2 protein-coding genes are annotated in these 6,709 nt (G+C 71.9%); both read right to left on the reverse strand.

Translation table 11 applies throughout. The features are described from left to right. The coding region (locus tag QSJ59_RS24175) for a type I polyketide synthase (protein ID WP_285762081.1) at positions 1-4,246 on the reverse strand (4,246 nt) is incomplete at its 3' end. A gap of 100 nt (positions 4,247-4,346) precedes the next feature. Then, the coding region (locus tag QSJ59_RS24180) for an SDR family NAD(P)-dependent oxidoreductase (RefSeq protein ID WP_285762082.1) at positions 4,347-6,709 on the reverse strand (2,363 nt) is incomplete at its 5' end.

A 6,709-nucleotide genomic window follows, 5' to 3' on the forward strand; every position in this document is an offset into this window, starting at 1 on the left:
CCTGCGCACCCAACCCCGAACGACTCACCACCACCAACCGCCGCACCCCATGCACCACCACCAAATGCCGCACCACCAACCGCCCCAACACACCCGTCCCACCCGTCACCAACACCGTCCCCACCGGGTCCAACTCCGGGACGGCACCCTCCACCGCGACCCGCGCCAACCGAGGCACGAGCAGTGCTCCTGCACGGACTGCCACCTGCGGTTCCCCCAACTCGGCGATCGTGGGGAGGAGTGCACGGGAGGCGGTGTCGTCGTCGGCGTCAACGAGCACGATCCGATCGGGGTGCTCGGCCTGAGCCGAACGCACCAACCCCCACACCGCCGCAGCGGCCGGATCGCGCACATCGGTATCGCCCGTGGCCGGCATCGCCCCCTGCGTCACCACGAGCAGAGGAGCCGACTCGTCAGGGTCGGCCAGCCGGTCCTGTAGCGCGGACAGGACGTCGGCGACGACAGCGTGCACTTCGGGTACGGCCCGGTCATCGTTGCCCGGGTCGGGCGGGGCGACCTCGATCACCACCGGTTCCGCGGTGGCCGTCCCGGCCGGAAGGGGCACCGGGGTCCACGCGATGGCGAACAGCGCATCGGTTGCGGCAGCACCGTCCGCCCCGATTCCGGCTTCGGGGATCGGGCGGAACACCAGCGATCGCACCGCGGCCACGGGCTCGCCCGAGGGGTCGAAGATCTTCAGTTCGACCGCGTCGTCCCCGCTGGGGACGAGGTGGACCCGCAGTGCTGCGGCACCGGTGGCGTACAGGGTGACCTCGTTCCAGGCGAAGGGCAGCAGCACCCCTTCGTCAGCAGCGGTCGTGCGCCGGGGGCTCAGCGCCCCCGCGTGCAGGGCGGCGTCCAGCAGCGCCGGGTGCACGCCGAAATGCCGCGCGGCTCCTTGGTGTTCGGGAGGCAGCGCGACCTCGGCGAAGATCTCGCCGTCGCGTTGCCAGGCCGCGCGCAGCCCCCGGAAGGCCGGACCGTACGCGTATCCCGCCTCGGCCTGATCGTGGTAGAAGCCGGAGAGGTCCACGGGGCGGGCGCCGGGCGGCGGCCACTCCCCCTCCTGCCGGGGGCAGGGTTCGGTCCCCGCTGCACGGAGGAAGCCCTCGGCGTGATGGTCCCATCCGCGTGCGGCCTCCGCGGTGTCGGGGCGGGAGTGCACACTGACCGGGCGCCGGCCCGAGGAGTCGGGTTCGTCCACCCGGACCTGCACGCGTACGGCCCCGTGCTCGGGCAGGACCATGGGCGCGGCGATCACCAGTTCTTCCAGAACGGCGTACCCGACCTCGTCGCCGGCGCGCACGGCCAGCTCGACCAGTGCGGTGCCGGGTAGCAGCACGGTGCCCGTGACCACATGGTCGGCCAGCCACGGGTGCGCGGCCGTGGACAGCCTTCCGGTGAGGAGCACGCTGTCGTCGTCGGCCTGCGCGACGACCGCGCCCAGGAGCGGATGGTCGGCGGCTGCCAGACCTGCGGCGGCCATGTCGCCCGCGGCGGCGCCCATGTCGAACCAGTAGCGCCTGCGCTGGAAGGCGTAGGTGGGCAGGTCCACCCGCCGCGCCCCGGGCAACAGCGTCGTCCAGTCCACGGCGACACCATGGACGTATGCCTCGGCCAAGGAGGACAGGAAGCGTTCCTGACCGCCTTCGTCCCGGCGCAGCGAGCCCACGGAGACGGCGTCGGCGGCCGTCTCCTGCACGGATGCGGTCAGCACCGGGTGCGGGCTGCACTCCACGAACACGCCGTGCCCCTGTGCGGCGAGCAGGCGGGTGGTCTCCGCGAAGCGCACCGTGTGCCGCAGATTGTCGAACCAGTAACCGGGGGTGAGGAGCGCGGTGTCGATGCGTTGTGCGCTCACCGTTGAGTAGAAGGGGATGTCGCTGCTGTGCGGGGTGATGCCGGTGAGCACGTTGTCCAGCTCGGCGCGAATCTGCTCCACCTGGGCCGAGTGCGAGGCGTAGTCGACGGGAAGGCGTTTGGCGCGGATGCCGTCGGCGGTGCACGCGTCGACGAGTGCGTCGACGGCGTCGGGCTCCCCGGACACGACCAGAGACTCCGTCCCGTTGACCGTTGCGACGGACAACCGTTCAGCCCACGGGCGCAGCAGTTCGGCGGCGCGGGACTCCGACACGGCGACCGAGGCCATGGCGCCCCGGCCCGACAGCGCGAGGAGGGCCTTGCTGCGCAACGCCACCACGCGGGCCGCATCTGGCAGCGACAGTGCACCGGCGACGCAGGCGGCGGCGATCTCCCCTTGGGAGTGCCCGACCACCGCCGCGGGCTCGACGCCGTGTGAACGCCACAGCGCGGCCAGGGAGACCATCACCGCGAACAGGACAGGTTGAACCACGTCCACCCGGTCCAACAGCGCGGCGTCACCGCGCAGTACATCCGTCAGCGACCAGTCCACGAACGGGGCGAGTGCCTGCTCGCAATCGGCCATCGACGCCGCGAACACCGGCGACGCGTCCAGCAGGTCGACCGCCATACCCGCCCATTGCGTCCCCTGGCCGGGGAAGACGAACACCACACCCGGATCGGCTACGGCCGTTCCCCGTACAACTCCCGGAGCCGGTTCTTTGTTGGCCACCGCGGCCAGTCCGGCCAGGGCTTCGTCGTGATCGACGGCGAGGACCACTGCCCGCTCCGACAGGGCCGCGCGGGTGGTGCAGAGAGAGTACGCGGTGTCGGCGAGATCGTCCGTCGGCCGCCGGCCGAGGTGGGCGGCCAGGTGGTGGGCCTGTGCGCGCAGCGCGGGTTCTCCGTGCCCCGACAGCACCAGCGGTAGGACGGCAGGACGGTCGGGTTTCACCGCCGAGGGCTCTGCTCCTGCGGGGGCCGACGGGTCCGACCCGTCGGGTTCCGGAGCCTGTTCGAGGATGAGATGGGCGTTGGTGCCGCTGACCCCGAACGCCGAGACCCCGGCACGGCGCGGCCGCCCTGTCTCCGGCCAGGGACGTGACCGGGTCAGCAGTTCCACCGCCCCGGCCGACCAGTCCACGTGTGGCGAGGGCTCGTCCACGTGCAGGGTGCGGGGCAGGGTCGCCGCCCGCAACGCCATGACTGTCTTGATCACCCCGCCCACCCCGGCCGCGGCCTGGGCGTGGCCGATGTTGGATTTCAGCGACCCCAGCCACAACGGGTCGCCGGAGCGGTCGTGCCCGTAGGCGGCCAGCAACGCCTGGGCTTCGATCGGGTCACCGAGCGTCGTGCCCGTTCCGTGCGCCTCCACCAGGTCGACGTCGGCCGGGGCGAGGTCCGCATCGGTCAGTGCCGCACGGATCACTCGCTGCTGGGAGGGCCCGTTGGGCGCGGTCAATCCGTTGGAGGCGCCATCCTGGTTGACGGCCGATCCGCGCAGCACCGCCAGGACCTCGTGACCGTTGCGCCTGGCGTGGGAGAGCCGTTCCAGCAGCAGCACCCCCACCCCCTCCGACCAGGAGGTTCCGTCGGCAGCCGCGGCGAACGACTTGCACCGCCCGTCCGGTGCCAGGCCCCTCTGCCGGGAGAACTCCGCGAAGGCGCCGGGCAGCGCCATGACCGTGACGCCGCCGGCCAACGCCATGGAGCATTCGCCCCGGCGCAGCGCCTGAGCGGCCAGGTGAATGGTGACCAGGGACGACGAGCAGGCCGAGTCGATGGTGACCGCCGGGCCCTCCAGTCCCAGTACGTAGGCCACTCGGCCCGACGCGACGCTGCCGGCGATGCCGGTCCCGATGTAGCCTTCGAGTTCGTCGGGCACGGGGTGCAGCCGGGTGGCGAAGTCGTGGTAGACGACGCCGGTGTACACACCGATGTCGCGTCCGCGCAGCGAGGAGGGATCGATCCCCGCCCGCTCGAACGCCTCCCACGAGGTCTCCAGGAGCAACCGCTGCTGGGGGTCCATCGCCACTGCCTCGCGCGGGGAGATGCCGAAGAAGTCTGCGTCGAACCCGGTCATGTCGTACAGGAAGCCTCCTTCGCGAACGTAGGAGGTGCCCGGACGATCGGGATCGGGGTCGTAGAGACCGTCCAGGTCCCAGCCGCGGTCGGTGGGAAATTCCGAGATCGCGTCGGTCTCGTCGATCACCAGCTGCCACAGGTCCTCCGGTGAGGTGACACCGCCGGGGTAACGGCAGCCCATTGCCACGATCGCGATGGGCTCGTGCTGGTCGGCCTCGATCTCGCGCAGCCGCCTCTTGGTGAGGCGGGCGTCGGCGAGAACGCGTTTGAGGTAGTCGCGCAGCCTCTGGTCGTCCGCCATGGCAGATCAGCTCCTGAAAAGGTGACCGGGTGAAGAGCCGGCGAACGGTCGCCTGACTCGCGGGCTGGGACGGGCAGGCAAAGCGCCTGACCGCGGTCTCTCACGCCTGTCCGAACTCGCTGTCGATGAGCTGGAACACCTGGTCATCGGTTGCCAGGTCGAGGTCGAGGTCGTCGCCCGGGGTCTCGCCGTCCCAACGGGCGGCGAGCGAACGCAGGCGCGCGGTGATTTGTGCACGCAGCGGGGCGTCGGGGGTCGCTCCCGCGAGTGCCGTCTCCAGTGCGGCCAGCTCCGCCAGGACCGGGGGCCGACCATCCGCGGCAGGCGCCAGCAGAGTGCGGAGCAGGTCGGCGACCGCGGCCGGGTTGGGGTGGTCGAAGACGACGGTGGTCGGCAGCGGAACCCCGCAGGCGCTGATCAGCCGGTTGCGCAGTTCCACCGCGGTCAGGGAGTCGAACCCCAGTTCTCCGAAGGCACGGTCGGGTGGGACCGCGGCGGTGCCGGAGTGACCGAGGACCGTGGCTGCCTCGGTGCGTACCAGGTCGAGCAGGGTACGTTGCCGGTCCGCGGGTGAAAGGCCGGCGAGCCGGGCGGCCAGTTCACGTCCGGCCCCCTCGGATTCGGCCGCGGGGGCGGGGGCGGATTCCTCCCGGATGCGGCGCACCTCGGGGATGTTGTCCAGGAGTGGGCTGGGGCGCATGGCGGTGAACCGTGGGGCGAACCGCGACCAGTCCACATCGGTGACGGTGACGCACGTTTCTCCGTGTCCGACGGCGTGGACGAGCGCGCGGACCGCCGCTTCCGGGGCCATGAGCGTCAGACCCGATCGTTGGAGCCCCGACCGGACGTCGGCGGAGAAGGTGGACATCCCCCCTCCGTCCCAGGCACCCCACGCGACGGAGGTCGCGGTCAGTCCGCGCGCCCTGCGCTGTTCGGCCAAAGCGTCCAAAAAGGCGTTGGCCGCGGCGTAGGCGCCCTGGGTGGCGCTGCCCCAGACCGCGGCGTTGGAGGAGAACAGCACGAACGCGTCGAGGTCGATGTCGCCGAGCAATTCGTCCAGGTGTGCCGCGCCCGATGCCTTGGCCGCCAACACGTCGGCGACCTCCGTCGGTCCGGTCGTCGCGAGCGCTTCCGGCCAGGCGACACCGGCCGCGTGCACGACCGCGGTGAGGGGGTGCCGGTCGGGAAGTTGGGCCAGGAGCCGTGCGACCGAGTCACGGTCGGCCACGTCGCAGGCGGCGAAGGTGACGTCGACGCCCAGGGCAGCCAGTTCCTCGGCGAGGTCGGCGGCCCCCTCGGCCTCCGGGCCGCGGCGACTGGCCAGGACCAGGTGTTCGGCACCGTTGGCGGCGAGCCAGCGCGCGACGTGCGCGGCCACTCCGCCGGTGCCTCCGGTGACCAGGACGGTGCCGCGCGGGTGCCATCGGCGCTGTGCGGTATCACGCGTCGGGGCCGGTACCAGCCGGCGGGCCAGCAGCCCCGATTCCCGGATCGCGACCTGGTCCTCGGTGGTGGTGCCGGCCAGGACCGCGGCCATCCTGCGCAGTGCGGTGTCACCGGGGTCGTCGGGGAGGTCGACGAGACCGCCCCAGCGTCCGGGGTGTTCCAGCGCGGCGACGCGGCCCAATCCCCAGACGGCGGCCTGCACCGGATCGGTACGGGAGGGGCCGGGGCCGGTGGACACCGCCCCCTGGGTTGCGCACCACAGCGGCGCGGTCAACCGGAGGTCTTCGGCGGCCTGCACGAGGGCCAACGTGGCGGCGAGGCCGGTGGGCAGCGCAGGCAGACCGGGATGGTGGCCGGGGGCGAGGGCCAGCAGGGAGAGGACACCGTCGAAAGGGGCGTTTGCGTCTGCCGCGTCGTCGAGGCGACGGGCCAGGGTTGCCCGGTCGAGGTCGAGCGGATCGATCGTGAGAAGGGTGATCCGCGCACCCGACGCGGTCAGCGCGTCGGTGAGGACGGTGGCCACCGGGGCGGCGTTCTCGGGGGAGACGATCGCCCAGTGTCCGAGGGCCGCGGGTGGGGGCGGGTCCGCGACGGGGGTCCAGGTGACGCGATAGCGCCAGGAGTCGAGGAGCGCCTGTTCGCGGCGGCGACGGTTCCAGTCGGACAGGGCGGGCAGGACCTCGTCCAACGACGCGCGTTTGCAGTGGTCGTCGAGTGCGAGTTCCCTGGCGACCTCGTCGGTGTCGCCGCGCTCGATCGCGGCCCAGAGAGCGGCGTCGGCCTGGTCCGCGGGGGTACCGGCCGCGGGGGCGGGGAGTTCTTCGAGCCAGTAGCGCTGGCGGTTGAAAGCGTAGGTGGGCAGGTCCACCCGCCGCGCTTCAGGAAGCAACACCGTCCAGTCGACGTCCACACCGCGCACATGGACCTCAGCCAACGAACACAACAACCGACGCAAACCACCGTCATCACGCCGCAGCGTCCCCGTGACCAAGGCCCGGGAGGTGTCTTCGTCCCCCT

Source organism: Nocardiopsis ansamitocini (assembly GCF_030268225.1).
Lineage (GTDB): Bacteria > Actinomycetota > Actinomycetes > Streptosporangiales > Streptosporangiaceae > Nocardiopsis_D > Nocardiopsis_D ansamitocini.